Raw genomic sequence first — 25,784 nt, 5'->3', positions numbered from 1 at the left:
GGGGGGGGGGGGGGGGCGCCCCCCGAGCTTCCTCCCTCCGACGCGATCCTCACCGCGGGAGGGAAGTCTACCCCCCTCCCTAGCCCTCCCCCCCAAGGGGGGAGGGAATAAAACCAAAGACCGAAGCCGAGGCAGCAATTGCTTGTCACGCGCTCACCCCCACCGGAGTGCCGGCGAACGCCGGGGCTAGGGCCGGAACTTTCGTCGGGGTCCGCTTCTCGGTCGCGCTGCCGAGGAGGAAGTCGTTCACCGTCTTGCGGAGCTTCTTGAAGCTCGGGCAGTGGTTGATCGCCTTGCGGTCCCGCGGCCGCTCGATGTCCACCGCGATGCTCGGCCCGAGGGTCGCCCGCGGACCGGCCGTCAGCGGGATGATCCGGTCCGCGACGAGGATGCCCTCGTCCACGTCGTTCGTAATCATCAGCACCGTGCGGTCGTCCTTCTCGCGAATCTTCACCAACTCGTCCTGCAGGCTGCCGCGGGTCAAGGCATCCAGTGCCCCGAACGGTTCGTCGAGGAGCAGAATCCGCGGCTCGCACGCCAGCGCCCGCGCCACCGAGACGCGCTGCCGCATCCCGCCGGAGAGCTGCGCCGGCTTGCGGTCCATCGCGTGGCCGAGGTTCACCATCTTCAGGTAGTCCTCGGTGTGCTTCTTCCGCCAGCTTTGCTCCCACTGCGGGAAGACCTGATCGACGGCGAGCTTCACGTTCTCGAACGCCGTCAGCCACGGGAGCAGCGAGTAGTTCTGGAACACGAGCATCCGGTCCGGGCCGGGGCCGGTGATCGCCTCGCCTTCCAGCGTTACGGTCCCGCGGTCGGGCGTCGTCAGCCCGGCGATGAGGTTCATGAGCGTGGACTTGCCGGCCCCGGAGAACCCGACGATCGCGACGAACTCGCCCCGCTCCATCGACAGGTTCACGTCGGCGAGGACTTCACTGCGGCCGCCGCCCGCGGACTTGAACCCTTTCGACACGCCGCGGAGTTCGAGGTAGCTCATGACAAACTTCCACCAGGGGAGGCGTTCTTCTGGAACCCGGAGCGGACGGGGTGTTGGTCACTCACCCCATCGCTTCCGCTCCGGGTTCCACGGTCAGATGGTCTTGAACCGGCGTTCCACCACGTTCATGAGGCGGTCGAGGATGAACCCGACGAGGCCGATGACGATGATGCAGAAGATGATCGGGGCGTACTTGCCGGCGTTGTACTCCTGGAACAGGTAGGCCCCGATCCCGGCCTTCCCGGTGAGCATCTCGGCGGCCACGATCACCAGCCACGCGATGCCGAGGCTCAGGCGGAACCCGGTGAACATGTACGGCAGCACGGCCGGGAGCATCACCTTCCAGAGCGTCTGGCCCCACGACAACTTCAACACCTTCGCGACGTTCAGGTAGTCCTGCGGGATCGCCCGGACGCCGACGGCCGTGTTCAGCACCGTCGGCCACATCGAGCAGACGAAGATGGTGAACAGCGCGGCCTTCTCCAACTGCCCGAACAGGACGACGCCGAGCGGGAACCACGCGAGCGGAGACACCGGCCGGAGGATTTGGATGAGCAGGTCGAACGTCTTGTAGAACCACGCCGACAGGCCGAGGAGGAACCCGACCGGCACGCCGACGAGGATCGCGAGGCCGAACCCCTTCGCCACGCGGACGAGCGAGTACCAGGTGAACCGGAGGATACCTTGGTCCAGCTCGCTCCGCTTCGCGAACGGCTCGAGGACGTAGACCTTGCACTCCTCCCACGTGGCGGCGGGGGTCGGCAGCTCCGGGGTGAGGGTCTTGCTGAGGCCCCACCAGAGCAGCACGGTCACGCCGACGCCCGCGAGCGGCAGCACCAGCCAGTCGAACGGGAAGAGCTTCTTCATGTCGCGGAATCTCAAGTTTGGTTGGCGAGCCGAGCGGCGTAAGCCACCGGTTACTCGCACTCGCCCGGCGGCTTACGCCGCTCGGCTCGCCGGTGTTAGCCCTTGAGGGAGTGGACGGCGAACCCCTTGGCGTACTTCTCCAGGTCGCCCTTCGGGTCGAACGTCACGCCGTCGAACAGCTTCTGCGGGGTGTCGTCCGGGCCGCCGTACTTGACGCCGAGTTCCTTCATCGCCTCCTCGTAGAGGTCCGGCCGCATGACCTGCTTCGTCACGCCCTCGTAATCCGGCGCGCCGTCGGTGAACCCCCAGCGGCGGAGCTGCGTCAGCCACCACTTGCAGTAGGCCGGCTGCGGGTAGTTGCAGTTCCGCTGGCTGAACATCATCGCGTGCGGGTCCTTCTCGACCTTCCGCCCGTCGCCGTAGTCGTACTCGCCCTTCATCCGGCCGAGGATGAGGTCCGGCTTGCAGTTGATGTACCCGGTCGCGGAAACGATCTTCGCCTGCTCCTCCTTGTTCTTCTCCTCGTCCAGCCAGACGCTCGCCTCGTGCAGGGCCTTCAGCGCCGCCTTTACGAGCTTCGGGTTCTGGTCGGCGAAGTCGGCCTTGAACGCCGCGACCTTCTCCGGGTGGTCCTTCCAAATCTCTTGCGTGGTGATGGCCGTGTACCCGATCCCCTCGCTGACGGTCCGGGCGTTCCACGGCTCGCCGACGCAGAACCCGTCCATCTCGCCCCGCTTCATGTTCTCGACCATCTGCGGCGGCGGGATGGTGATGAGCTTCACGTCCGCGCTCTCGCCCTTCGGGTCGCCGGGGTTGACGCCGCCGGCCGCGAGCCAGTAGCGGATCCACATGGCGTGCGTGCCGGGCGGGAACGTCATCGCGAACGTCAGCGGCTTGCCGGCCGCCTTCGCCGCGTCCACGAACGGCTTCAGCGGCTTCGGGTCGGCCCCGACCTTCCCCTTGAAGTCGGCCTTCAGCGAGATCGCCTGCCCGTTGCGGTTCGCCATCCAGGGGATGACCATCGGAATCTTCTGCGACCCGAGCAGCCCCATCGTGCTGGCGATCGGCATCCCGATGAGCATGTGCGTCATCTGGATGGCACCCGTGGCGAGCGCGTCCTGCACGGCCTTCCAGTTCGCCTGTTTGACGATGTTCGACTCGACCCCGTGCTTCTGGAAGAACCCCTTCTCGTGGGCGACGACGAACGGCGAGCAGTCGGTCAGGGCGATGATGCCGATGTCGAGCTTGCCGATCATCCCCTCGGCCGGGGCGGACGACCCGCTCGACCCGTCCCCGCACCCCACGAGGCCGGCCCCGGCGAGCGCGGCGGCCCCCTTGAGGAACCCGCGGCGGGTCGGCAGCGAACGCTTCGGCATGGGGAATGGCTCCTTAGTATTCGTCGCGGAACTCGTCCGCGCGTTCGGTCAGGTCGTTCAGGACGTGCCGGAACCGCACGGCCTCGCCGACGACGACGACGGCCGGGGCCGCGACGCTCTCGGCTTCGCTCAGGGCGGCGATGGTGGCCAGCTCGCCGTCCACGGTCCGCATGTCGGCGTGCGTCGCCTTCTCGATGACGGCCGCCGGCGTCTGCGGGTCCATGCCGGCCTCGATCAGCTTCACAGCGATCCGGTCCAGGTGGCGGAGGCCCATGTAGATCGCGAGGTTGCTCATCCGGGCCAGCCCGGCCCAGTCGAGCTTGCAGTCCGGCGAGTCCGGGTCGAAGTGGCCGGTCACGAGGGCGACCGACTGCCCGGCGTCGCGGTGCGTGAGCGGGATGTTGGCGGCGGCGCACGCGCCGAGGGCGGTCGTCACGCCCGGCACGATCTCGAACCGGACGCCGTTCTCGGCGAGGAACTCGGCCTCCTCGCCGCCGCGGCCGAACACGCACGGGTCGCCGCACTTCAGCCGAACGACGGCCTTCCCGTCCTTCGCGTGGCGGACGAGCAGGTCGTTGATGGTTTCTTGCTTGGTGGAGCCGACGCAGAACCCCCGCTTACCGACGTACACGACCTCGGCCGTTTCGGGGATTTCCGCCAGCAGGTCCGGGTGGATTAGGGCGTCGTGGGCGACCACGTCAGCCGTTTGCAGGAGGCGCAAGCCGCGGACGGTGATGAGGTCCGGCGAGCCGGGACCGGCCCCGACGAGGTAAACGGTTCCGGGAATGGCAGAACGCGAAGGCATCGAAGGCAAATCCTGGTCAACGGGGGAGGGCCGGTCGGGTTCGAGAACCCGGCCGACGGGGAGGATAAAAGCACGCTGCGGGCCAATAATCGGACACGATTGGCGGATTATGTGGAACGCTTGTTTTTCAAGGCATTTCAATCGTTCGCGGCCGGGGAATCCGGGTCACGAATCTCGACCGGTTTGGGCGGGATGCAACCGGATCGGGCGGGCCGTGCAAGGAATCGCGGCAGCAGTTCTGGGGCTAGAAACGAGAACCGGTCGCGGTGGGAACCCGTCCCGCGACCGGTCGAATCGGACGGTTTGGAAAGGCTTACCCCGCGGCCGTACCGACGGCGCGGAAGTCCTCCATCGCACGGGCCACGGCCAACGGGACGACCTTCTTCAGCCGGTGCTCGCGGCGGATGTCCGCCCACCGGTCCAGAATCTTCTTCGCCTGCCGGCTGCCGGTCCGGTCGTAGTATTGCCGCACCAGCGGGTGCATCCACTCGTAGTCCGAGTGCTTGCAGTTCACGACCGCCACGCTGCTGCTGTGCAGCTTCGCGGCCAGTTCGTTCTTCGGGTCGAAGACGAACAGCTCGCCGCCGGTCATGCCGCTGCCGACCTCGTTCTCGATCGGGCCGAGGATGACGACCCGGCCGCGGGTCATGTACTCGCAGGCGTACTTCCCGGCCGCCTCGGCCACGATCGTCGCGCCGCTGTTACGGATGCCGAGCCGGTGGCCGGCGCGGCCGCCGATGAACACCTGCCCGCCGGTCGCGCCGAACGCCACGTTGTTCCCGGCGACGCTCATGATCTCGCCGCCGTAGTCGGACGCCTTGTAGTCGAGCGTCACCACGACCGTCCCGCCGGCGATGCCCTTCGCCAGCCCGTCCTGGCAGAACCCGCGGAGTTCCAGGTCTAGCCCGTCGAGGCACCACGCCCCGAAGCTCTGCCCGGCCTCGCCGTCGAACTTCACCCGAATCTTGCGGCCGTTCGGCATCCCCTCCCGGCCGTACAGGCTGGCGATCGTGCCGGCGATCGTCGCGCCGACCGACCGATCGCTGTTCTTGATCTTGAACGTCAGCGTCGCGTCCTGCGCGAGGTCGATGGCGTCGTGCAGGGCGGTCGCGAGCTTCTCGTTCAACGACGGGCCGGGCGGCTCGCAGACGCCGACCGTGCCGGTGATCTGCGGGAACTTCTGCGCCAGCTTGTCGAGCGCCATGTCCGGCCGCAGGAACTTCGACACGTCCACCCGGGCCGGGCGGCCCTTCAAGTCCGGGCGGCGCTCCAGCAGGTCCGACCGGCCGGTGAGCTGGCCGACGTGCGTGAACCCCATCTCGGCGAGCAGGCAGCGGACCTCCTCCGCGACGGCGTGCATGTACGCCTTCGTGTGCTCCGGGTGGCCCTTGAAGATTTCGGGCGACCCGGTGATCCCGGTCGGGCAGTTCGGGATATGGCACGACTTGCACACGATGCACCCGACGGACACCATGAGGCCCTGGCCGAAGACGAACTGGTCGGCCCCGAGGAGGGCGTACTTGATCACGTCCCAGCCGTTCTTGATGCCGCCGCCGACGCGGAGCTTGACGCTCGTGCGGATGCCGTTGACGACCAGCGCCTGGTGCGCCTCGCACAGCCCCATCTCGCTCGGCAGTCCGGCGTGCTCCTTCGACGACACCATCGCCGCCCCGGTCCCGCCGTCGATGCCGTCGATCTCGATCACGTCCGCCCCGGCCTTCGCCACGCCGACGGCTATCGTGCCGATGTTCTCGACCGCGACTAACTTCACCGACACCGGCATCCCCGGCTTCACGGCCTTCAGGTCGTAGATCAGCTGCGCCAGGTCTTCGATGGAATAGATGTCGTGGTGCGGCGGCGGGGAGATCAGGTCCGTGCCCGGCTTCGCGAACCGAATCTCGGCGATCTCGCTCGTCACCTTCTTGCCCATGAGCTGGCCGCCCTCGCCGGGCTTCGCCCCCTGGGCCATCTTGATCTGCAACTCCTCGGCGTTGATGAGGTACTCGGCGTCCACCCCGAACCGGCCGGACGCGACCTGCCGGATGCGGCTGCGGAACCGGCTCTTGTTCAGGTCGCCGCCGAGTGTGTAAACGTCCGGGTGCGCGACCCGCTGCTGCCGGACCTTCTCCCAGTACGACCCCCACGCCCGCGGCGGGATGTCGTTGCGGAAGCGGGACTCGCCGCCCTCGCCGGAGTTGCTGAACCCGCCGAGTTCGTTGAGCGCCGCCGCGATCGTCATGTGCGACGCCCCGGTGAGCGCCCCGTGGCTCATCGCCGCCCCGCGGAAGTGGTTCACGATCAGGTCGATGGCCGGTTGGACCTTGTCCTTCTCGACGGCCGTGCCGGACTTGATGATGAACAGGTCGCGGAGGACCGTCGGCACGCGGGTGTTCACCATCTCCGTGAACTTCTTGAACTTCGCGTTCACCTTCAGTTCGAGCGTGTCGTCCTTCACGGCCGGGGGCGTGGTGTAGGCGACCTCGCCCCCGCCGCCGTCCGGCTCCGGGTGGGCCTCGATGACGGCGTTCCGCAGGGCCATCCGCACCTTCGCGTTGAACGCGTGGTAGTCCTTGTTCCGGCCCATCGGCGTGTTCTTCGCGGCCATCTCCTCGGCCCGCTCGACCCGCCACTTCACGTCGTCCACCAGGTCCGCGAGCGTCAGCCCGCCGACGCGGCTGGGGAAGTCGCCGAAGAACTCCATCAGCTCCGGCCCGAACCCGACGGCCTCGAACAGCATCGCGCCGCGGTAGCCCTCGATGGTCGTGATCCCCATTTTGGAGATAACCTTCTTGATCGTGTCCTCGAGCGCCTCGAACAGGTTCTCGAGCGCCTCGCGGGCCGGGATGGAGATGTCCTGCTTGCTCTCCGGGTGCTTGTACGTGATGCCGTCCTTCACCAGCCGCAGCATCAGGTACGGGTGGACCGCGTCCGCGCCGAACGCGACGAGCACACAGATGTCGTGCCCTTCCTGGATGTCCCCGGCCTGGACGACGAGCGAGCACTTGTCCCTCAGCCCCTGCTGGCACAGGTAGCTGTGGACCGCCCCGAGCGCGAGCAGCGATGGGATCGGGTCGATGCCCCGCTTCACCGCTTCCTTGTCGCTGATGCACAGGACGTGGTAGCCTTCGTGGACGGCCTTCTCGGCGTCGCTCCGCAGCTTGTGCAGCGCGCTCCGCAAAGCTTCCGCGCCGCCCTGGAGCGGGAACGTCGAGTCGAGCAACTTGAACCCGAGCAGTTCGTTCTGCTTGATCTCCTCGATGACCGCGTCGCTGATGACCGGCGACGAGAGTTCCATCTGCTTCACCGGCAGCGTGTCGTCCTGGGCGGCCCCGCGGGTCGGGTACGCCTTGCCGAGATACGTCGCCAGCGACATCGCCCCGCCCTCGCGGTACGGGTCGATCGGCGGGTTCGTCACCTCCGCGAACGTCTGCTGGCAGTACTTAAACAACGTCGGGTGGTGCTGGCTGAAGATCGTCAGCACGCGGTCGTGGCCCATGCTCGACAGCGGCTCCTTTTTCAGCTTCGCCATGTCCTTGACGAACACCGCGCGGTCGAAGTCCCAGCCGCACGCCTGGAGCAGGTTTTCCAGCGTCCAGTTCTGTTCCTTTAACATCGCGCCGACCACGTCTTCCACCTGACGGCTGAAGTCGAACCCTTCCGTGATGACGACCTGCCGCTGGTTCAGCTCGTGGATGTTGCCGAGTTCGGCCTTCGCCTCCTCGACAACGCGGTTCATGATCTGCTTGCTGTCGAGCCGCGTGCCGGTCTCCGTGTCGATGGCGATGATCTCGCCCGGCTGGAGCTGGCCGCTCGCCACGATCGTCGTGTTGTCGAGGCCGAACACGCCGGTCTCCGACCCGATGTACAGCCAGCCCCGCTTGTCGGCGCACCAGCGGACGGGGCGGAGGCCCATGCGGTCCACGAGGCCGACCATGTACCGGCCGTCCGTGCCGAGGATGCCGGCCGGGCCGTCCCACGCGGCGAGGCTGCCCATCGTCCGGCGGCAGTACGTGAACAGTTGGAACGCCTCCGGCCCCCACACGTCCGCTTCTGTGTCCCACACCGGCGGGACGGAGAGGCGCATCGCGCGCAAGAGGCTCCAGTTCTGTTCGAGCAGTAGGTACTCCAGCCACTCGTCGAGGCTGGCGGAGTCGCTCATCTTCGGCGTGCAGATGTCGCCGCCGGGCGGCGGGGGCGTGAGGCCGCGGGAGAACGCCTGCACGGCGTTGCGGTTCGTGCGGATCGTGTTGATCTCGCCGTTGTGGCACGTGAACCGGAACGGCTGCGCGAGCTTCCAGTTCGGGAACGTGTTCGTGCTGTACCGGCGGTGGAAGATGGCGATCCCGGCCTCGAAGCCGGGGGCGATCAGGTCCGGGTAGTAGTCGCACAGGTGCGGGCTGGTGAGCAGGCCCTTGTAGCTGACGAGCTTCGTCGAGAGGGACGGGACGTACACGTCCAGCCCGGCCTTCTTGAACTGCTCGCGGAGGGCGAGCCGCTGGCGGTACAGGTACTTCTCGGCCGCGACCGGGTCGCCCTCGACCTTGAACAGCCACTGCTCGATCGCGCCCGGCCGGGTGTCTCGGGCGGTCGGCGGGAGGATGCCGTCGTTCGTCGGGACGGGCCGCAGGCCGAGCAGCTTCACCGGGCCGCCGGTCAGCGTCTGGCGGACGATGGTACGCGCCCGCTCGATGGCCGGCGCTTCCCGTTCATGAATGAAGAATACGCCGACGGCGAGCCGGTCCGTCGGCCGCAGAGCGCGGGCGTCGGCGAAGCCGAGCCGCTTGGCTTCTTCGAGGAAGAACGGCTGCGGGATTTGCAGCGTCAGCCCGGCCCCGTCCCCGGCCGCCCCGCAGACGCCGCCCCGGTGCTCCAGCGCCTTCAGCGCGAGCATGGCCTTCTGGACGACCTCGGCGTTCGGTTTCCCGTCCTTGGCGGCGACGCCGCCGATGCCGCAGGCGTCGCGGCCCACCTCGTCGGTGTACAGGAGCTGTCCGGAGCGCACGAGTTCGAGGCCAGGGTTCATCCTTCTTCTCTTAGTTGGGGGATGAGAGGAACGGGAGACAACCACACTATGTTACCACCGATAGTGAGGTTGACTAGGGCGCGGAGGTTCGCGGGGAACGGGAGGGGCGCGGGGCCGGTGGGGTTCTGCAAAAAATCGGGGAAGCTACTTGCACGGCCGAAATCGGGGCGGTACAACACGTGCGAAGCGTACCGGCGTGCCCGGCGGCGCGTGCCCCCCGGCCGGTCGTGGGTTCGTATCCGTTTACCCTTCATCAAGGGAAACCGTCCCCCGTCTCCATTCTTCTGCGAAAGGATCGAACATGGACTTCATGAATAGCTGGGGCTTCATGGGCATCATGGGCGCGTTGCTCGTCGGCCTCGTGATCCTGCTCGTTATCATGCAAAAGAAGAAGAACGACGACTGAGCCTCGTCCCCGCACACCGCCCGCCGTGACGACCCACGAGGACCGTGGGTCGTTGGCGTTTACGGCCCGACCCGCCACGCCGCCGGCCGGCTGCCGGCCGTGACGTACCGGCCGGCGACGTACAACGCCCCGTCGTCGTCCCGCGTCTGGCTGCCGTAGACCAACACGTCGGTCGCCCCGGCCGGGACGGGCACGGCCACCTTCGCCGCCGTCGAGCGGCGCGTCCGCAGGTCGAATCGAACCCACTCGTACTCCCGCCCGCCGCCCGGCCGGTGGCCGATCCCGACGACGCTCGACTCCCCGTCGAACGTGAACAGCGTCGCGCAGTAACACTCGCCGGCCGGGTGGAGGTTGCCGAGATCGACGAGCGCGCTGCCGGTCACCCGCGGCGTGAGCCGGTACAACCGGCCGCGGTCGGTGACGAACGCGAACCCGTCGTCGGCCAGCTGCGTGACGCCGACGAGGCCGTGCGAACTCGAGTCCGGCGTCGTGGTGTAGCCGGCCAGCGGGAACGCGGCGACTTCTTGCAGCCGTTCGTCGAACTCGACGAGTTCGACCTTCGCCGCCGTCACCCGCGGGACGAACACATGTCCACGAGTATCGGCGAAGATGTTCCGTGTCGTGTGCCCGCCGACGGACCCGACGCGGACGGAGTTGGCGAGCGTGCCGCGTTCCGTGTCCCACTGGTGGAGGACGTGGCCGAAGTAGCCGAGGAAGTAGACGTACCGCCCGCCGAGTGCGGCCGCGACGACGGCCTCCCGCACGGCCGCGAGGTGCTCCCACTCGCCGCCGGCCGGCTTCACCCGCCACAGGTGCGAGTCGAACGTCTGCGGCTTCGACCCGTCGTCCTTCTCCCCGCCCTCGTCCATCGTCGCGAAGTAGAGGTAGCCGTCGGCCGCCTGCCAGATTTTCGTGTGAATCTTGTTCTGGCTCTCGCCCGGCTTCGCGAGGCCGAACCGCGTCAGGTTCTCGACCGCCCCGCCGCGGTCGATGGTGTTCCCCGTCGCCGGGTCGTACTCGACGAGGTGCGCGGAGAGCACGCCCGCGCCCTCGGTGGAGACGCCGAAGTAGACGCGGCCGCGGTGGTCGCGGCCGGTCCCGCCCCAGACGGCGGTAGCGTTCGCGACGGCCGGCAGCTCGACCGGCCGCACCGGCGGCACGCGGTCGGCGTCGGCCGGGGCGGCGGTGAAGACGACGTTCCTCGGTTCCGGCGGCCGCTCGGCCGCAGGGGCCGGACGGCGCGGGGGCGGCTCCTCGGCCTTCGGCGAGGGCGATGGGGCGGCGGGCGGCGGTGGGGAACTGCTCGAACAGCCGACGAGGGCGAGGGAGATGAAGAGAAACAATCGGGGCATCACAAGGACCTGACCTGGGACCGCGGGCGTCCCGCCCGCCACGGCCCCAGCCGCGTGAGACGGGTCCCCGAGATGGCAACGTGGGCGGGCGGGACGCCCGCGGTCCCAGGGTCGGCCCGACCTTGGTTGTTCGTCAGCCCGTCACTCCGGCAGCAGCCGCTCCAACCACTGGTGGACCTGCTCGATCGTCCACGCGGCCGGTTCCGTCTTCGTCAGCCGGTCGAGGCCCCCGACCTTGTCCCAGCCGTCGTTCGCCGTGTTCTCGAAGATCGCCTTCAGGTACGGCTTCACCCCGACGTGCCGCTTGTTCACGAACCCCCACAGCGAGACGTTCACGAACTCCTGGACCCGCTCCTTGCTCGTGCCGCTGACCTCCACGTCCACGTCGAACCGGTCGCCCACCAGCCGGGCGTTGATGATGACCAACTCCGCCCCCAACTCGGAGAGCGTCGGGCCGTCCGGCAGCTGCCACTTGCCGGTGGCCGCGAACGTGACCGTCGGCCGGGTCGGGTCGGCCGCGTCCGGGATCGCCCGGAGCAGCCCGTCGGCCAGGGCCGGCGTCTTCGCCGGGTTCCGCCGGGATAACTCGTGTGCGAGGTGTTCCTCGTTGGTGATCGTGTACCCGCGGGCCGCGCTGCCGCACCCGCGGATCGCCCGGTCCCGCGGGGACGGGAACGTGAAGAACATTTGCCCGTCGAGCACCTGGGCCTTTGCCCCCGGCGTTTTCGCGACCTGCCGGAACCAGTCCGGGGTCAGGAACGCCCCCTCGATCGTGGCCGCGAACCCGTGGTTCGGCCCGCCGGTGTACGCGAACGTGAACCGCTCGCCGGCCCGGAGGTCGAACTGGTACTTCGCGGCCAGCTCGTTCATCGCCTTGACGTACCGGGACTGGGCCGGGATGGAGTCGCGGGCGGCCGGCCAGTAGGCGTCCGGGTGGGCCACGGCGAGGGCCGTCGCCCCCTCCGGGACGTGCAGCCACGCCGGCGGTAGCGGCGGCCGGGCCGCGACCGGCGGCGGCGCGTTCTTGTTCGGGTCCGGCTTCGCCTCCGTCGGCTTCGGGTCCGGCTTGAGCAGGAACACGAGCGCGACGACGGCCAGGACGGTGGCCCCGGCCGCGGCGGCGACGAGCGGGACCCAGTTCGTCGGTTTCTTCCGCCTCTTGTTTGCCAGCCGGGCCTTCGCCTGCCGCTTCTTCGCCGCGGCGGCCGCTTCCGTGTCCTTGCTCCGGGGCCGCGTCTCGTCCCCGGTCCCCGGCAGGCTGTCCGAGTCCGCGTCCCGGCCCCGCCGCGACCCGACGTGCGGGAACGAGTCGTTGCTGTCCGCCTCCCGCGGGACGAGCTTCACCGGCTTCTTCAGGAGCGCCGCCGGCTTCGGGACCGGGGCCGACTTGCGGGTCACGACCTCGGCTTCCATCACCTTCACGGCCGGCGTCGCCACCGTGTCCCCGACCGGGACGACCGGCGGCGGGGCGTCCGGCATCGTGAACACGATGTCCTGGGCGCTCGCCAGCCCGGCGGCCGTGTACTGGGCGGCGATCCGCGCCACCTCCGCGGCCGTCTGGACGCGGTCCTCGGGCCGCTTCGCCAGCATTTTGTTGACCAGGTTCACGACCTCGAACGGCACGTCCGGCCGTTGCTTGCGAACGTCCGGCGGCGGGTCGAGTTGGTGGCGGAGCAGCTTGTCGATCGGCGACCCGTCCGGGAACGGCGGCTTCCCGGTCAGCAGGTAGAAGAGCGTGCAGCCGAGGCTGTAGACGTCCGCTCGGTGGTCCACCCCGCTGGAGTTCTTCGCCTGCTCCGGGGACATGTAGTCCGGCGTGCCGACGACCGTGCCGTCGCGGGTGAGTTCCGTCTTCGACGCGTCGTCGTCCTCGACGAGCGACCGGACGAGGCCCATGTCGAGCAGCCGCACCGTCGCCACCCCGCCGGTGTCCGGGGCGGCCCGCTCGCCGCTGACGAGGATGTTCGACGGCTTGATGTCCCGGTGAATCAAGTTATGGTCGTGGGCGTGCTGGAGGCCGAGGGCCGCCTGGCGGACGTACTCGCACGCCTCTGTGGAGGGCAGGGGGCCGAACTCCTTGACCATCCGCGACAGGTCGGACCCGTAGACGAACTCCATCGCCAGGAAGTACCGGCCCTGGGCCTCGTCGGCGTCGAGCAGGGTGACGATGTTCGGGTGGTTGAGGGTGGCGGACGCGGCCGCCTCCCGCTTGTACCGGGACACGACCGTCTTGTTCGACATGAGTTGCGCCCGCACGACCTTGAGCGCGACGAGCCGCCCGGTGCGGACCTGGGCGGCCTTGTACACCTTGCCCATGCCGCCCTCGCCGATCTTGTCGAGGACGAGGTACTGGCCGAACAGGATTTCGGACAGGCGGTTCAGGCGGACCTTGCGGGCCTGGTAAGGGGTGACGAGCTTCGCCGCGAACAGTTGTTCGGCGAGCTTCGGCAGGTCGGCGATGATTTCGGGGGTGAGTGAATCGAGGGCCGCGAGCTTGTCCGGCGGGTAGAGGCCGCTCTCGCGGATGGCCTGAACTAAATTCTGCGGCGTGAACGGGTCCATTCGCGGGCAGGCCATTGGAGGGGGCGATTTCCCATCGGTCGTCCCGGACCGCGGTCCCACAGATTGTACTTCTGATTCGCCGGATTTGTTCGCGAAAAACGGCCGTGCCGGGAATCCCCCGGCGGGGCCGGCCAACGGCCGGCGATTCGGCGACGTTTCATTCCGTAACGGCCGATGTAAACTGACGGGGCCGAATCTTTCAGGGTGACCGTCATGGACAGCGAAGCGATTCCCGACGACGTGCCGCAGTACCCCGGCGGCGAGCACTCCCCGGCCTACCGGATCGCGTTCCAGGCGTGGGTGGCGATCTTCCTGCTGGTGATTTGTACCAGTCTCTTGCACTACCTCGGCAGTTGGGTGCAGTCGATGTACCGGTAAATGGTCGTTCCCCGGCGGGTCGTTCGCGACTACGATTGGGGCATGATCGACGCGCACATCCACGTCGTGCCGCCCCAGATTCCCGGCGCGGGCAGCCTGGCGCCGGTCCTCCGGTCCCCGCCGGATCAAATCGCGTCCCTCCTTCGACAGGAAATGCGGAACGCCAGGATCACCCACGCCTTCGCGATGGGCGAGTGGCGGATCACGACCGACGACCCACTCGGCGTCGCCCGCACCCTCGAAATCGCCGCGAAGGTCCCCGGCCTGTCCGCCATCGGCGTGATGGACCCGACGAAGGACAAGGCGGACCACGACCACTTCCAGCGGGTGAACGCCGCGCTCGCCACCGGCCGCGTCGTCGCGCTCAAGGGCTACCTCGGCTACCTACACTTCGACCCGGCCCACCCGACGTACCGGCGGTACTACGAACTCGCGGAGAAGCACGACATCCCGGTCGTGTTCCACACCGGCGACACGTATTCCCCTTACGCGAAGCTGAAGTACGCCCACCCGCTGAACGTCGATGAAGTGGCCGTCGATCACCCGCACGTCCGGTTCGTGATGGCGCACCTCGGCAACCCGTGGACGATCGACGCGGCCGAGGTCATCTACAAGAACGTGAACGTGTGGGCCGACCTGTCCGGGCTGATCGTCGGCGAGGCCGAGGACTTCACCGGCGAGGCGGCGCAGGACGACCTGGCGGACGTGATCGACCGCGTCCGGAAAGCGATCCGGTACGCCGGCCGGCCGAACCGGTTCCTGTACGGCAGCGACTGGCCGCTCGTGCCGATGCCGGGCTACCGCGAGTTCGTCAGCGGGATCGTGCCGGCCGATTATCGCGAGCAGTTCTTCCGCGAGAACGCCCAGCGGCTGTTCAAGGTGAAGTGATACATTGAGAGAAGTGTGGAGGGATCGACATGGCGTTCCGCGACTTTACATTCCCGGAAGTGGGCGAGCAACTCGGCCTGGCCATTCGCGACGGCGACCTGTTCCCGAACCCCCCGGCCCTGGCCGTGCGCCAGGATTTCATGGAATCCATCCGCGAGGGGTTCGATCTGGCCCAGGCCATCAGTACGGAGAAGGCCAAGTCCGAGTTCGTCATCGCGCCCGTCCTGTTCGAGCTACGACGTATGACGAATAAGAGGTTCAAGTTGTTCTCCGGGACCGAGTGGAAGGTTGACCCCGACCGCGGGCTGAACGGATATTTCGACTTCCTGCTCACGTGGGGGTTGAGCCAGTATTACGTTTCCGCGCCGTTCGCCGCGGTGGTGGAAGCGAAGAACGACCTGCTGCCGACCGGCTTGGGTCAGTGCATCGCGACCATGTACGCGGCAACGGTCGCCAACGAGAAAGCGAAGCAGCCGATCTTCCCGATCTCGGGAGTCGTTTCCACCGGTTCGGTCTGGAAATTCCTCCAGCTCCAGGGGAACGTCGTGATCCTGGATGACCGCGAGTTTCAACTGACCGACCTCCCGCGACTGTTCGGCGTCCTCGACCTCATCACCCGCGTCCCGGCCGCGATCGCGGCGTAACGATTCCGCATTTCTCATTAATGAACCGGCCGCCCGTCCGTTGACCCTCTCAGACGGAGGGGCCATGACACCGGATCGCGATTGGATCCTCGCGGCCGTTACGCGGTTCGAGCGGCCGTTGCTCGCCTACGTCCGGCGGATGCTGCCGGACGCCGACCGCGGCCGCGACGTGGTCCAGGAGGCGTTCCTCCAACTCTGTCAGCAATCGCGATTGGAACTCGAACCCCGGCTGGCCCCGTGGCTGTTCGCGGTGTGCCGGCGGAAGGTCATCGACATCCTGCGAAAGGACCACCGGATGATCGCCACCCTCGACCCCGCGGCCGACGCCCCGGCCCGCGGCCCGGACCCGACCCAGACGGCCGAAACGACCGACACCGCCCGCGTGGTGCTGGCGCGGCTGGCGCAACTGCCGGCCGAGCAGACCGAGGCGGTGCGGCTGCGGTTCCACAACCAGTTCTCGTACCGCGAGATCGCCGAGGTGATGGGGCTGACCGAGTCCCACGTCGGCGTGCTGCTACACACCGCCCTCAAGACGCTCCGGCAGTCGCTGCCGCACCTGACCTGAACACACTTCACACACGACTGGATGACTCCCATGACCCCCGACGACTTTGAACTCAAGCTGACCGCCTACGCCCTGAACGACCCGTCGCTGACGGACGCGGAGCGGGCCGAGATCGAAACCCGCCTCCGCGACGACGCGGCCGCCCGGCAACTGCTCGAACAGACGCGGCAGCTCGGCCACCTGCTGACGAAAAGCCTCGCGGCCGAGGAGCAGCCGGCGGCCGCGTCGGTCGCCCCGGCCGTGGCCGCGTCGCTGGCGAAGCCGCGGGCGGTCAACCGGTGGGCGATCACGCTCGCGTCCCTCGCCGCCGTGGTGATGCTCGCGGTCTTCGCGAACCAACAATTCGCGCCTAGGGAATCGCGGACAGAGAGGGAAACGGCGGCGAAAAACGCCCCAGAGATGAGCAACACATTCAACGAAGAAACGGCTCCATTAGCAGAGGGCTTGGAACTCGCATTGGGAGCACCTTCAGCAACAACCATGGATGAACTCGCCGCAGTGACTGCGGTCCCGGCTGACAAGAGAGAATCATTTAAGCGGCGCGGGCTTGGAGGAGGCGGCTTCCAAGGCGGCGGTAGTCCTGCGCAACCCGGCTACCTTCCGCCCTCGAACCCTACCGGTGCCACGCCAGGTTCAGCGACCGCAACCGATCCTGCGGCCGATGACACCACGAGGTACTACGAAGCGAAGCCCGCCGCTCCAGGAGAGAACAAGCCGGCGAAGGATTTTTATGCCAAAGCCCCGGCCCGCCCGCCCGCCCCGCTTCCGTCTGTAAAAGGCGAAGCAGAACTCGAATCGAGGGGCGGGCCGTTAGCAATTAGCGAACCCGGCCGTAAGCAGCTTTCGCCAAACGACCCCTTCGGCGACACCGCACCCTCGCGCCCGTCCGGCAACGCATACCGCCAGTTGATCGAGAACCCGTTCACCCGCGTCGAGGGGCTGAACGCCCTCTCCACGTTCGGCGTGGACGTGGACACGGCCAGCTACGCCATCGTGCGGAACTACCTCAGTCGCAACGCCATCCCCCACCCGGACGCGGTGCGGATCGAGGAGATGGTCAACTACTTCCCGTACCGCGACGCCCCGCCGGAGGGGAACGACCCGTTCACCGTGCGGGTCGAGATGGCCGACTGCCCGTGGGCGTCGAAGCACCGGCTCGCCCGGATCGCGCTCAAGGCGAAGGCCATCGACAACGCGAAGCGGCCGCCGAGCAACCTCGTGTTCCTCGTGGACGTGTCCGGCTCGATGGACGAGCCGAACAAGCTGCCGCTCGTCAAGGCGTCGATGAAGCTGCTGACCGAACAACTCGGCGAGAACGACCGCGTCGCGATGGTCGTGTACGCCGGGGCCAGTGGCCTCGTGCTCGACTCGACGAACGCCAGCAAGAAGAACGACATCCTGAAGGCGATCGACAACCTGTCCGCCGGCGGCTCGACGAACGGGGCCAGCGGCATCCAGCTCGCCTACGACGTGGCCGTGCGGAACTTCATCGAGAAGGGGACGAACCGCGTCATCCTCTGCACGGACGGCGACTGGAACGTCGGCACGACCGGCACGGACGCGCTCGTCAAGCTGATCGAGGAGAAGAAGAAGACCGGCGTGTTCCTCAGCGTCTTCGGGTTCGGCATGGGCAACCTGCGGGACGAGATGATGGTCCAGCTCGCGGGCAAGGGGAACGGCAACTACGGGTACATCGACACCATCGCCGAGGCGAAGAAAGCGCTCGTCGAGCAGATTTCCGGCACGCTCGTCACCGTCGCGAAGGACGTGAAGATTCAGATCGAGTTCAACCCGGCGAAGGTCGCGTCCTACCGGCTGCTCGGGTACGAGAAGCGGAAGCTGGCGGCGAAGGACTTCCACGACGACAAGAAAGACGCCGGCGAGATGGGGGCCGGGCACGTCGTCACGGCGCTGTACGAACTCGTCCCGGTCGGCGTCGCGGCGACGGAGGCCCCGAAGGTGGACGGCCTGCGCTACCAGCCGGCGACCCCGGCCCCGGAGAAGCCGAAGGCGGAGGTGAACGCGAAGACGGCGACCGAGGCGTTCGTGGTGAAGCTGCGGCACAAGCTGCCGGACGCGGACACGAGCACCCTCCGCGAAATCCCGGTCGGCGACGTGGCCAAGTCTTACGACAAGGCGAGCGAGGACTTCCAGTTCGCGTCCGCGGTGGCGGCCTTCGGGATGCTGCTGAAGCAGTCGCCGTACAAGGGGCAGGCGAGCTACGCCCTGGTCGAGGAGCTGGCGATGTCGTCGATGACGCACGACCCCGGCGCGTACCGGGCCGAGTTCCTGCAACTGGTGAAGAAGGCGAAGGCGCTCACCGGGCAGAAGTGAAAACCGATTTCACCGCGGAGGGCGCAGAGGGCGTGGAGAAAAACCAAGAAAAGATTTCAAAGAATGATTTCTAAACTCTCTTGGTTTTTCTCCGCGCCCTCTGCGCCCTCCGCGGTGAAAAATTCTTCTCAATTTAGCTTTTTGATCTTCACGTTGCGGAACGCCACCGGGTCGTTGTGGCCGCAGAAGCCGAAGTGCCCGCTCGTGCGGTTCTTGCCCGGCCGCGGCTCGTTGTTCTTCGACTCAACGATCTTCGCGAAGTCGGCGTTGAGAATCCGCGTGCCGTTCAGTTCCACTTCCAGGACCGAACCTTTGACCGTCACCCGCTCGAAGTTCCACTCCCCGGCCGGACGGCCGTAGCCGCGGTACGGGGCCGCGAGGCCGTAGGCGGAGCCGTTGAATTGTCGGGCGTCCAGCTTCGCGTACTTCGGGTCGTCGTCGTCCAGCACCTGGACCTCGCACATCGCGTCCGCGGACGCCCGGCCCTTGCCGGGGTAGCGGATCGCGAGGCCGTTGTTCCCCGCGGGCGGAACCTTGTATTCGAGGGTGACGACGAAGTCGGCGTACTGCTCCTTCGTGAAGATGACGCCGCCCTTCTTCGGCTTGCACACGATGGTCCCGTCCGTGACCTCGTAGTTTTCCAGTTGCCCGGCCCACCCGTCGAAGTCCGTGCCGTTGAAGACGCTCGCAAAGTCGGCCGTCTGCTTCGTCAGCCACTCGGTTGCTTCCGGCCCGGCGATGCTACGGACGAACAGATTGCGCCAGCGGATCTCGCCGCCGTGCGTTTGGAGGAGGATCGGCCCCTTCCGCGGCAGCGGCCGCTGCCGCTCCTTGTCCCAGTAGTTCTCCATCCGCGCGCCGTCCACGACCCGCTTGTCGTTCAGCCACACCCACGTCCGCTCGCCGACCTGCACGATGCGGAACTTGTTCCATTCGCCGAACGGCCTGTCCGCGACGACGAGCGGGTCCCGGCCGTCGGCCCCCGGCGTGTTGTTGAACAGCCCGCCGGACCCGAGGTGCGGCTTGCGGGTCGGGTTCTTCGGGTCGAACTTCTGGTTCCAGTCCCAGATTTGCACTTGCGGCGTGCCGCGGAGGTAGATGCCGGAGTCGGCCCCGGCTACGGTCTTGTACTCGATGAGTAGCTCGATGTCGCCGTAGTCCGCGGCCGTGGCGAGGTACGCCCCCTGGCCGTCGTTGACGAGTTCGCCGTTCTCGACGGACCAGTGCTTCTTCGCCTCTTCCGCCCAGGCCGCGGCGCGGGTGGTGAGACTCGCGGTGACGCCGTCGGCGGGCGTCGCTCCCTTCTCGTGGATCGCCCAGGGAATCCAGCCGGCCGTGTCCTTACCGTTGAAGAGGGCGGCGAACCCTTTGGGCGGCTCGGCGGATGATGCGATGGACGCGGACACCAACGTCACGAGGAGGGATCGGGTGAACATAATCGCTCGGAATGAGAGAAGAGGGACCGGCGGTGTGAAGAGTGTATCAACCCGGCGGGTCGTTCGCTTCCAAAATACCCTTCAGCGCGGCCGGGAAGACGGCCCAGGCGGTCGTGTACGTTTCTTCCAGCGGGCACGGGATGTAATCGTCGGGCGTCAGGAACAGCGGCATGTTCGGCAACGGGTCGCCGACGGCCACCGGTTCGACGTATCCCGCGATCCGCGCCCCGGTCGAGTACGCCGCCAGCGTCAGCGGCTTGTCCGGCGGCAACTGGAAGTCCTCCTCCCGGACGTGGTCCCAGACGGCCTTGTGGAACCCCTGCGGGTTCCGGCGGTTCGGCGGGAACAGGTCCACGACGAGCAGGTGGACGCCGTTCCGCAGGAACTCCACGGCCTTCCGCGTGAACGCTCGAACCGCGTGGCGGGTGTCCTTGTTCCCCGGCGAGACGATCTCAATGACGGCGACGAGGTCGCCGTCGGCGTGCCGGATCGCGACCCGGTCCGCCCGCCGGGCGTACCCGGACGCCTCGGACTCGGTGCGGAACCGGACCTGCGGCGGGTTCTCCGCCACGCGCAGTCCGACGCCGTTCGGCGCGGTCGGTTGGTCCGGCAACTTCAGCGCGATGACGTCGGGTTCCGGGCCGCCGGTGATTTGCTCCGTCAGCGCGATGTACCCGGCGGGCAGGCGGCCGGCGTTGAGCGCGTCGCCGATCGCCCCGATCCACCGCTGGTGGAAGTGGTGGAATCGGCCCGCCCGCACCCGCGTCCAGTCGTGAATCGGCATGGCGTCCCCTCGAACGCCGTTACTTTACCACCCGGCTCGGTCGGACGCGAGACGCGGTTGAGCGGGACCGATTCCTTCCTAGAACACCACCCCACCACTCCCGGAGGTCTGCGATGCTGCGCTTCGTGTTCGCCCTCACCCTCGCCCTCGCCGCGGTCGGACCGGCCGCGGCCGCCGAAAAGGAGAACCGCTTGTTCGAACTCCGCGTCTATTACGCCGCGAAAGGCAAGCTCGACAACGTGAATGCCCGGTTCCGCGACCACACCGTCAAGCTCTTCGAGAAGCACGGCATCACCAACATCGGCTACTGGGTTCCCATCGACAACCCGGACGAGCGGCTGATCTACGTCATCGCGCACAAGGACATGGACGCCCGGAACAAGTCGTTCAAGGAGTTCGCCGCCGACCCGGACTGGCAGAAGGCCGCGAAGGAGTCCGAGAAGGACGGGAAGATCGTCGCGAGGATCGACTACTTCTTCATGAATGCGACCGACTACAGCCCGCCGATCAAGGCCGAGAAGAAGGACGGCGAGCGGGTGTTCGAGCTGCGGACGTACATCACCCCGGCGAAGGGGCTGGACGCGATCAACGCCCGGTTCCGCGACCACACGATCAAGCTGTTCGAGAAGCACGGCATGACGAACGTGGCGTACTGGAACCTCGCGGCCGGCGAGAAGGCGACGTGCGAGAAGGTGCTGAAGGCGTGTACGGCCGTGGACGGCGACAAGTGCGAGTGCGACGGCAAGGCCGCCGCGAAGGACGTGACGCTCGTGTACCTGCTGTCGCACGCCTCGAAGGACGCGGCGAAGAAGTCGTTCGATTCCTTCCGGATGGACCCGGACTGGGTGAAGGCGCGAACGGCCTCCGAAGAGAAGGCGGGCGGGTCGCTGACCGTGAAGGACGGCGTGAAGTCGCTGTTCCTGAAGGCGACCGACTACTCGCCGACGAAGTAAAACAAGTGGGGCACTCGCCGCGCGAGTGCCCCCGTCTCATTCCACCGTCCACACCAACTCCGGCACGTTTCGTCGGCTGATCGCCGCCGCCACCTGGGTTCGGATGAACCCGGACGCCCGTTGCAGGTGCGTTTCGACCGTCGCCCGGTCCGTCGCGTCTGCCGTCAGGGGGACGGCGACTGCGATTTTCAACCGGCCCGTGTTCGGGGCCGGCACGACCGACACGACCATCAGATTCCGCACCACGTCATCGGCACAGTCCGCCAGAATCTCGTGGACCGCTCGCTTCACCTGCTCGCACAACTGGAGGGTCTTGCGGCCGTGTGCGTCGGTTCGCGTTCGTCTCATCGGGAGGTACACTCGAAAGGGAACGGGGCTTGCACGCGACGCCACGATTTTTGGCAACAATCGGGGACATGGCCCACCTCCCTTCCGGCATGTGCGAGACGAGCGAAGGACATCGGAGAGGCCGCACGGGTTCGGAATTCTTGACAGACCGCGGCGAATCCCGACGATGAGGGTATCACGTCCTTTCTCGCCGCCCGTCCGAGGACGACCCGTTGAACGCGCAAATGGTGGTCGCGCTGTTGATTGCCGGGGCGCTCGTCGCTCTCGGCGTCGGCTCCGGCTGGCAGCAGGTCCGGGAGATGAAGAAGCTCCGCGACCGCAAGCTCGTGCCGAGCGACGAGTACGCCTACCTGCGGGGCCGCCACCGCCGCCGGCTACTCGTCGGCGTGCTGCTCGTCGTCATCGGCGGGCTGTTCGCCGGGGCGTACCTGTCTGGCATGACCGCGCGGATCGACGAACTCGGCCAGAAGAAGCCGACCGACGCCGACGGCGAGAAGCGGCAGTTGACGGATGAAGAGAAGGACCTGATGCGGACCTATTACGGCATCTGGGCCGGGGTCGCGCTGCTGACGTTCTTCGTGATCGGGCTGGCGGTCGTGGACGCGCTGGCGTCCCGCCGGTACTGGCTGAAGATTTATCGCGAGATGCGGGAGGAGCACAACTCGCAGATGCGCCGCGACCTGGCCGTGTACAAGCAGCAGAAGGAGCAGGGTCGCGCCGGCGGCGAGAACTTCGGCGGTCGTCTGGGCGGGTCCCAGGAATAAGGGCATTCACCACAGAGTCACAGAGGACACAGAGTCAAGACGAGAATACAAGAACCGAGTTCAAAACCAGAGAACAAGAGAATCCTTGCGTTCTCTCATCTCTCGGTTTTTTTCTCTGGTCTTTTGAATCGGATTTCTCTTCTCGTCTTTCCTCTGTGCCCTCAGTGTCTCTGTGGTGAATGCCTTTTCCACTTCCACCTACTTCGCCTTCCCCACTTTGCCAGCATCGGGTATAGCCCTCGGTCCGGGAATTCGCCCGCGCGGAGCGCATCTCGATGCACGAACGGTACTCCCTCTGGGTCGGCCTCGCCGTCGTCACCTGCGCGGCCGTCGTCGTGGCGCAGTCACCCGAGGGGCCGCGGGGCCACGTCCACCGGGACGGGTTCGCCAGCCGGGAGCCGGCGTGGGCCGTCGCCGACACGAACCTGAAGGTCGAGGAGAAGGACCACCGCATCGTCTCGAACTCGTACTTCAACGCCCCGTCGTCCGAGTACCTGAAGGTCGAGGCCCAGCCCGCGGGCGGGAAGGCCGACGCCGAGTTCGTCCACTACGCCTACGACACCCCGGCCTGCCCGGTGCAGGCCGTCGGCGGCGAGGACCCGTCCGCCAGCGTGTGGGTGAAGTCGTTCCGCGCCGGCATCCAGCTCCGCGCCCGCGTGGTGCTGCCGAAGGAGCGCGACCCGCGGACGCCGGAAGCCCCGCTGACCACGCTCATCGTCGGCGACAGCTACCCGGAGGAGCGGGTGCGGTCGTGGCACCGGCTGACCGTCGGCAAGCCGGCGGAGGCGCTCAAGAAGCAACTCCCCGTCCTGCGGGCGCAACTCGGCCGCGAGATCGACCCGACGGACGCGTACATAGACCAACTCGTGCTGAACGTCTACGCCGGGCCGGGCGTCAACGAGGTGTGGATCGACGATTTGGATGTCGGCCCGTGCAAGCCGGACCCGAAGAAGCCGCTGAAGGGCATCGGCCGCCCGGTCAGCCGGACGAAGAACGGCGAGAAGCTGGCCGCCCCGACCGGGACGCTGCCGAACGGCGTCGCGCACCCGTACTCCGTGGAGTTCGTCGCCGGGCGGATCATGATCGACAAGAAGCCGTTTTTCATGCGGGCCGTCCGCCACGCCGGGCAGTCGCTCAAAGGGCTTCGCGACTTCAACTTCAACACCATCGCGTTCCCGGCCAACGTGGACGCCGCCCTCGTCGATGACGCGGTGGTGAACAACTCGTTCATGGTCGTCGCGGAAGTTCCGGTCGTCGGCGACGAGCCGGGGGCGGAAACGCCGATCAGTGTGAATCGCGACGCGGACCGCCTCGTCGATCACTTCCGCCGGTTCCGGTCCGGCGACGGCGTGCTGCTCTGGGACCTCGGCGCGGGCCGGACGACGGAGCAGCTCCGGGCCGTCGCCCGCACCGCCGACACGCTCCGCGAGTACGACCCGCGGCGGCCCCGCGGCGTGGACCTGTGGGACGGCTACTCCGCGTACTCCGAATACCTGGACGTGATCGGCTCGCACCGGTGGCCGCTGTTCACCAGCCTGGAACTCGACAAGTACCGCGAGTGGCTTCTGCAACGGCGGGCGCTCACGTCGCCGGGCAAGCTGATGTGGACGTGGGTGCAGACGCACATGCCGGAGTGGTATTTGACCACCGCCACCGGCCGGGCGAACCCGGACCGGCTCGACTTCCCGCTCGGCCCGCAGCCGGAACAGATTCGGCTGCTCACGTACCTCGGCCTCGCGTCCGGCTACCGCGGCCTCGGCTTCTGGACGGACCAGTTCCTCTCGCCCGACTTCGCCGCCGACGGCGTGAACGGCCGCGACCGGATGATCGAGTTGTACCTGCTGAACACTGAAATCGAGTTGCTCGAACCGGTGCTGTTCGGGGCCGACGACGAGAAGACGATGTGGGTGAACACGTCGCACGGGGCCGTGAAGGCGGCCGTCATCCGCGGCAAGAAGGGGATCGTCGTCCTGCCGGTCTGGGTCGGGCCGGGGTCGCAGCACTGCCCGGACCAGGGGGCGGTCGATTCGCTGAAGATCACCGTCCCGCTCGTGCCGGACGGCGCGGACCCGTGGCTGCTGACGCCCGCGACCTACGAGAACCTGCGGGCCACCGGCGGCGTCCGGGCCGTGCCCGGCGGGAGCGAAATCACCATCCCGAAGTTCGACCTGACGGCCGCCGTCGTGTTCACCAACGACCTGACGCCGGACGGCCTGGTCGTGCGGTGGCAGGACAACATCCGCAACGGGTCGGCGAAGCGGGCGGCGCAGCTGGCCCTCGAGCAGTCGCGCGAAATCTACGAGAAGGTGAAGGCCGTTCACGAACAACTCGAAGGGGTCGCGCCGGCCGTCCGCGGGGCGGACGACCTGTTCGCGCAGGCCCGGCAGTCGATCGAGCGCTCGACGAAGGCGATGGCGAACAACCAGCCGGACGTGGCGTACCGCGACTCGCGGACGGCACTCCGCCCGCTGCGGATCGTCATGCGGGAGCACTGGAAGAACGCGACCGCCGGCCTGTCGTCGCCGACGGCCAGCCCCTACGCGGTCAGCTTCTACACGCTGCCGAAGCACTGGGAGCTGGCGAAGAAGATTCAGGCCGCGCGGCCCGGCGGGAACCAACTCCGGCACGGCAACTTCGAGTTGAGCGAGAACCCGACGAAGGACGGGGCGGCCGTGCAGTCGCTGCCGGGGTGGTCGGCCCGCGAGACGCACCTGGACGCGGTGACGCCGGTCGCGGCGATCGTGAACGTCACGGACGGCATCCGCGCCACGGCCCCGGCGAACAACGGCCCGCAACTCGGTAAGCACTGCCTCAAGCTGGAGGTGAAGCCGAAGAAGCCGAAGGACGCGAAGGACTACCGGCCGCCGCAGGCGCTGGAGCGGGTGTCGCTGGCCGTGGACACGCCGGCGGTCGAGCTGCCGCCGGGGGCGTGGGCGCGCGTCAGCTTCTGGGCGAAGGTGCCGGGCGTGTCCGCGACGGCCGACGGGGCGCTGGTGTTCGACAACGTCGGCAGCGAGCCGCTGTCCGTGCGGCTGTACGGCGGCGGGTGGAAGCAGTACCACCTGTACCGCCAGGCCGGGACCGACGGGAAGCTGGCCGTCACGTTCGCGCTGACCGGGCTGGGCGAAGCCTACTTCGACGACGTTCGTATTGAGCCGATGCGCTGACCGTACCTTCTTGTAGGGTGGGTCGAGTCTTCGAGGCCCACCGCGGGGGGGGTAGGGGGCACCCGGGGGGGCGCGTACAGGAGCCCCCCACCCAAAGAGGTGGAGCGAAAAAAAAGCACAACCCCCCCCCACCCCCCC

Annotated in this window: 19 protein-coding genes; 9 read left to right on the top strand and 10 right to left on the bottom strand. The window is 67.6% G+C overall.

Features of this window, described 5'->3' with window-relative positions; translation table 11 throughout:
- Nucleotides 1-145: 145 nt before the first annotated feature.
- The 5 genes from AC5JJ2_RS20995 to AC5JJ2_RS20975 form a co-directional block, all read right to left on the bottom strand.
- Nucleotides 146-994: an ABC transporter ATP-binding protein gene (locus tag AC5JJ2_RS20995; protein WP_495859990.1), complete on the bottom strand. Its 849-nt coding sequence runs from the start codon at nt 992-994 to the stop codon at nt 146-148.
- Between the two features lie 93 nt (nt 995-1,087).
- A complete protein-coding gene (gene ntrB / locus AC5JJ2_RS20990) occupies nt 1,088-1,861 on the bottom strand; it encodes a nitrate ABC transporter permease (protein WP_495859989.1) in 774 nt (257 codons plus the stop codon).
- 95 nt (nt 1,862-1,956) lie between these two features.
- Nucleotides 1,957-3,237: a CmpA/NrtA family ABC transporter substrate-binding protein gene (locus AC5JJ2_RS20985; RefSeq protein ID WP_495859988.1), complete on the bottom strand. Its 1,281-nt coding sequence runs from the start codon at nt 3,235-3,237 to the stop codon at nt 1,957-1,959.
- Between the two features lie 13 nt (nt 3,238-3,250).
- Nucleotides 3,251-4,042 (bottom strand): uroporphyrinogen-III C-methyltransferase, encoded by a 792-nt coding sequence (cobA, locus tag AC5JJ2_RS20980; RefSeq protein WP_495859987.1) that lies wholly within the window; start codon nt 4,040-4,042, stop codon nt 3,251-3,253.
- Between the two features lie 313 nt (nt 4,043-4,355).
- Nucleotides 4,356-9,065 carry a glutamate synthase-related protein gene (locus AC5JJ2_RS20975; protein WP_495859986.1) on the bottom strand — a complete coding sequence of 1,570 codons (4,710 nt, stop codon included), beginning with the start codon at nt 9,063-9,065 and terminating at the stop codon, nt 4,356-4,358.
- Nucleotides 9,066-9,366: 301 nt separating this feature from the next.
- Between AC5JJ2_RS20975 and AC5JJ2_RS20970 the strand changes: the two genes are divergently transcribed.
- Nucleotides 9,367-9,471 carry an LPXTG cell wall anchor domain-containing protein gene (locus AC5JJ2_RS20970; protein ID WP_495859985.1) on the top strand — a complete coding sequence of 35 codons (105 nt, stop codon included), beginning with the start codon at nt 9,367-9,369 and terminating at the stop codon, nt 9,469-9,471.
- A 59-nt stretch (nt 9,472-9,530) separates the two neighbouring features.
- On the opposite strand, the gene AC5JJ2_RS20965 is transcribed toward AC5JJ2_RS20970, so the two are convergent.
- Both AC5JJ2_RS20965 and AC5JJ2_RS20960 read right to left on the bottom strand, forming a co-directional pair.
- The gene (locus AC5JJ2_RS20965; RefSeq protein WP_495859984.1) at nt 9,531-10,823 is read right to left on the bottom strand and encodes a hypothetical protein; all 1,293 of its coding nucleotides are present in this window, start codon (nt 10,821-10,823) and stop codon (nt 9,531-9,533) included.
- 141 nt (nt 10,824-10,964) lie between these two features.
- Nucleotides 10,965-13,400: a serine/threonine-protein kinase gene (locus tag AC5JJ2_RS20960; RefSeq protein ID WP_495859983.1), complete on the bottom strand. Its 2,436-nt coding sequence runs from the start codon at nt 13,398-13,400 to the stop codon at nt 10,965-10,967.
- A 198-nt stretch (nt 13,401-13,598) separates the two neighbouring features.
- On the opposite strand from AC5JJ2_RS20960, the gene AC5JJ2_RS20955 reads away from it, so the two are divergent.
- From AC5JJ2_RS20955 to AC5JJ2_RS20935, 5 genes are all read left to right on the top strand, one after another.
- Entirely contained in the window at nt 13,599-13,763 is a 165-nt protein-coding gene (locus AC5JJ2_RS20955) for a hypothetical protein (RefSeq protein ID WP_495859982.1), read from the top strand.
- Nucleotides 13,764-14,651 (top strand): amidohydrolase family protein, encoded by an 888-nt coding sequence (locus tag AC5JJ2_RS20950; RefSeq protein WP_495859981.1) that lies wholly within the window; start codon nt 13,764-13,766, stop codon nt 14,649-14,651. It begins immediately after the preceding gene.
- A 29-nt stretch (nt 14,652-14,680) separates the two neighbouring features.
- Nucleotides 14,681-15,295 (top strand): hypothetical protein, encoded by a 615-nt coding sequence (locus tag AC5JJ2_RS20945; RefSeq protein WP_495859980.1) that lies wholly within the window; start codon nt 14,681-14,683, stop codon nt 15,293-15,295.
- Between the two features lie 64 nt (nt 15,296-15,359).
- Nucleotides 15,360-15,860, top strand: a complete 501-nt coding sequence (locus AC5JJ2_RS20940; RefSeq protein ID WP_495859979.1) for an RNA polymerase sigma factor — start codon at nt 15,360-15,362, stop codon at nt 15,858-15,860.
- A 30-nt stretch (nt 15,861-15,890) separates the two neighbouring features.
- The gene (locus tag AC5JJ2_RS20935) at nt 15,891-18,194 is read left to right on the top strand and encodes a YfbK domain-containing protein (RefSeq protein WP_495859978.1); all 2,304 of its coding nucleotides are present in this window, start codon (nt 15,891-15,893) and stop codon (nt 18,192-18,194) included.
- 128 nt (nt 18,195-18,322) lie between these two features.
- Here AC5JJ2_RS20935 and AC5JJ2_RS20930 read toward each other — a convergent pair whose 3' ends face one another.
- Together AC5JJ2_RS20930 and AC5JJ2_RS20925 are read right to left on the bottom strand one after the other, a co-directional pair.
- Nucleotides 18,323-19,630 carry a 3-keto-disaccharide hydrolase gene (locus AC5JJ2_RS20930; protein ID WP_495859977.1) on the bottom strand — a complete coding sequence of 436 codons (1,308 nt, stop codon included), beginning with the start codon at nt 19,628-19,630 and terminating at the stop codon, nt 18,323-18,325.
- A 46-nt stretch (nt 19,631-19,676) separates the two neighbouring features.
- Nucleotides 19,677-20,414, bottom strand: coding sequence for a DUF4058 family protein (locus AC5JJ2_RS20925; protein WP_495859976.1), 738 nt, complete (start codon nt 20,412-20,414; stop codon nt 19,677-19,679).
- A gap of 113 nt (nt 20,415-20,527) precedes the next feature.
- On the opposite strand from AC5JJ2_RS20925, the gene AC5JJ2_RS20920 reads away from it, so the two are divergent.
- Nucleotides 20,528-21,367: an NIPSNAP family protein gene (locus AC5JJ2_RS20920; protein WP_495859975.1), complete on the top strand. Its 840-nt coding sequence runs from the start codon at nt 20,528-20,530 to the stop codon at nt 21,365-21,367.
- A gap of 36 nt (nt 21,368-21,403) precedes the next feature.
- Here AC5JJ2_RS20920 and AC5JJ2_RS20915 read toward each other — a convergent pair whose 3' ends face one another.
- Entirely contained in the window at nt 21,404-21,715 is a 312-nt protein-coding gene (locus AC5JJ2_RS20915) for a ribosome-binding factor A (RefSeq protein WP_495859974.1), read from the bottom strand.
- Nucleotides 21,716-21,927: 212 nt separating this feature from the next.
- Between AC5JJ2_RS20915 and AC5JJ2_RS20910 the strand changes: the two genes are divergently transcribed.
- A complete protein-coding gene (locus AC5JJ2_RS20910) occupies nt 21,928-22,479 on the top strand; it encodes a hypothetical protein (protein WP_495859973.1) in 552 nt (183 codons plus the stop codon).
- A gap of 275 nt (nt 22,480-22,754) precedes the next feature.
- Nucleotides 22,755-25,646, top strand: a complete 2,892-nt coding sequence (locus AC5JJ2_RS20905) for a hypothetical protein (RefSeq protein WP_495859972.1) — start codon at nt 22,755-22,757, stop codon at nt 25,644-25,646.
- The last annotated feature ends 138 nt before the right edge of the window (nt 25,647-25,784 follow it).

The organism is Limnoglobus sp. (assembly GCF_059499385.1).
The sequence above is the reverse complement of the archived record's forward strand: the minus strand, read 5'-3'. Positions and strand labels throughout refer to the sequence as shown.

Bases quoted from the DNA above. Each gene is read 5' to 3' on its own strand.
- AC5JJ2_RS20995 (WP_495859990.1), bottom strand. From the start codon at position 994: ATGAGCTACCTCGAACTCCGCGGCGTGTCGAAAGGGTTCAAGTCCGCG.
- ntrB (WP_495859989.1), bottom strand. From the start codon at position 1,861: ATGAAGAAGCTCTTCCCGTTCGACTGGCTGGTGCTGCCGCTCGCGGGC.
- AC5JJ2_RS20985 (WP_495859988.1), bottom strand. From the start codon at position 3,237: ATGCCGAAGCGTTCGCTGCCGACCCGCCGCGGGTTCCTCAAGGGGGCC.
- cobA (WP_495859987.1), bottom strand. From the start codon at position 4,042: ATGCCTTCGCGTTCTGCCATTCCCGGAACCGTTTACCTCGTCGGGGCC.
- AC5JJ2_RS20975 (WP_495859986.1), bottom strand. From the start codon at position 9,065: ATGAACCCTGGCCTCGAACTCGTGCGCTCCGGACAGCTCCTGTACACC.
- AC5JJ2_RS20970 (WP_495859985.1), top strand. From the start codon at position 9,367: ATGGACTTCATGAATAGCTGGGGCTTCATGGGCATCATGGGCGCGTTG.
- AC5JJ2_RS20965 (WP_495859984.1), bottom strand. From the start codon at position 10,823: ATGCCCCGATTGTTTCTCTTCATCTCCCTCGCCCTCGTCGGCTGTTCG.
- AC5JJ2_RS20960 (WP_495859983.1), bottom strand. From the start codon at position 13,400: ATGGCCTGCCCGCGAATGGACCCGTTCACGCCGCAGAATTTAGTTCAG.
- AC5JJ2_RS20955 (WP_495859982.1), top strand. From the start codon at position 13,599: ATGGACAGCGAAGCGATTCCCGACGACGTGCCGCAGTACCCCGGCGGC.
- AC5JJ2_RS20950 (WP_495859981.1), top strand. From the start codon at position 13,764: ATGGTCGTTCCCCGGCGGGTCGTTCGCGACTACGATTGGGGCATGATC.
- AC5JJ2_RS20945 (WP_495859980.1), top strand. From the start codon at position 14,681: ATGGCGTTCCGCGACTTTACATTCCCGGAAGTGGGCGAGCAACTCGGC.
- AC5JJ2_RS20940 (WP_495859979.1), top strand. From the start codon at position 15,360: ATGACACCGGATCGCGATTGGATCCTCGCGGCCGTTACGCGGTTCGAG.
- AC5JJ2_RS20935 (WP_495859978.1), top strand. From the start codon at position 15,891: ATGACCCCCGACGACTTTGAACTCAAGCTGACCGCCTACGCCCTGAAC.
- AC5JJ2_RS20930 (WP_495859977.1), bottom strand. From the start codon at position 19,630: ATGTTCACCCGATCCCTCCTCGTGACGTTGGTGTCCGCGTCCATCGCA.
- AC5JJ2_RS20925 (WP_495859976.1), bottom strand. From the start codon at position 20,414: ATGCCGATTCACGACTGGACGCGGGTGCGGGCGGGCCGATTCCACCAC.
- AC5JJ2_RS20920 (WP_495859975.1), top strand. From the start codon at position 20,528: ATGCTGCGCTTCGTGTTCGCCCTCACCCTCGCCCTCGCCGCGGTCGGA.
- AC5JJ2_RS20915 (WP_495859974.1), bottom strand. From the start codon at position 21,715: ATGAGACGAACGCGAACCGACGCACACGGCCGCAAGACCCTCCAGTTG.
- AC5JJ2_RS20905 (WP_495859972.1), top strand. From the start codon at position 22,755: ATGCACGAACGGTACTCCCTCTGGGTCGGCCTCGCCGTCGTCACCTGC.